This is a genomic window from Candidatus Aquarickettsia rohweri (assembly GCF_003953955.1).
Classification (GTDB): domain Bacteria; phylum Pseudomonadota; class Alphaproteobacteria; order Rickettsiales; family Midichloriaceae; genus Aquirickettsia; species Aquirickettsia rohweri.
Genome location: NZ_RXFM01000148.1, coordinates 1 through 1,081, shown reverse-complemented (window position 1 = coordinate 1,081; position 1,081 = coordinate 1). Strand labels below are relative to the sequence as shown.

Here is a 1,081-nt window from a genome sequence, read left to right as displayed (position 1 = left end):
CTACAAGAATTCTGTGCCATTTATAAAATGTACTTCTCGGCACATTCTTTTGCTTACAAAATTCATATTTACTTACATTACTTTTTTTATATTCTTCTACTAGCTCTTTCCATTTTTCATTACTTATTCTTTTTTTCTTTTTTTCTAATAGCATCATTAGCCTCTATTTTTTTAGGCTTTTGTTCTACCACTTATTTTTATTCTTGCCTAGATGCCCTTATTTTAGCGCTTACAGAGGAAGAAGAAATATTAGATTTTAATAAGCCAATTCATCAATTCGATGTTGAAAAAAATTCAACATCGATTAAAACGCCAGAAGTAGTTGATGAAATAATTGAAGCGCCTTGTTACATCACTATGTTAAACTCTCATGGAATGCATTTACCAAAAATTGTATTACCTTTTTCACAAAATAATCCTCTAAATATAGAATATGATAGAGAAGCAGAATATCATCATAGTGAGAGTGTTGTTATATTAATTTAACCCAAACTGTTGATAAGAAAAATGCTGCCAAAAGAAGAAAGTGTTATTCTATACTTTGTAATTACGAATGATACCATTTTTCTTTTTCGTCATTGCGAGAACATATTTATGTTCGTGGCAATCCAGAAATGCATCAATAAAATGTAAATTAGGCAATATCCCTGGATCACCACAGTCGGAATTGCATTCCTCCTTCGTGATGACTCGGATAGATGCTGTGTTTAATGATGACAAGATTTGCTATAAATTTCTTACTTCTTATCTTCAGCTCGGGTTATAAATAGAATCATCATTTAAAAAACAAAGGGTTGCAGCTAAAATACTGCAACCCAGGAATGCATCAAAGAAGATTATGTAAGAAAACTCATTACTATTATCTAGTACTTATCCTCAACTATTAAATAATAAATTAGAATTATAGCTCGTCATGTTGAATATCAGCATCATCACATGCAACTTCTTGAGTATATGAATTCATTGTAGCCATATTAGCAGACATATGACCAGTTATTTCAACTTTTACATTGGTATCACTATAATTCTGATCAACAACTGTCATACCTTTGACATTTTCCGTTATATATTGCGCAATAAA

3 protein-coding genes are annotated in these 1,081 nt (G+C 30.5%); 1 reads left to right on the top strand and 2 read right to left on the bottom strand.

The window, feature by feature from the left end; all coding sequences use genetic code 11:
• On the bottom strand, positions 1–154 hold a 154-nt coding region (gene tnpA / locus EIC27_RS08565), incomplete at its 3' end, for an IS66 family insertion sequence element accessory protein TnpA (protein ID WP_410519450.1).
• A gap of 203 nt (positions 155–357) precedes the next feature.
• Here tnpA and EIC27_RS07970 point away from each other — a divergent pair.
• Positions 358–486 (top strand): hypothetical protein, encoded by a 129-nt coding sequence (locus EIC27_RS07970; protein ID WP_276310352.1) that lies wholly within the window; start codon positions 358–360, stop codon positions 484–486.
• A gap of 415 nt (positions 487–901) precedes the next feature.
• On the opposite strand, the gene EIC27_RS07210 is transcribed toward EIC27_RS07970, so the two are convergent.
• On the bottom strand, positions 902–1,081 hold a 180-nt coding region (locus EIC27_RS07210), incomplete at its 5' end, for a hypothetical protein (protein ID WP_205702369.1).

What these genes read in the sequence shown, in the direction of transcription:
- EIC27_RS07970 (WP_276310352.1), top strand. Translation starts at nt 358, where the DNA reads ATGTTAAACTCTCATGGAATGCATTTACCAAAAATTGTATTACCTTTT.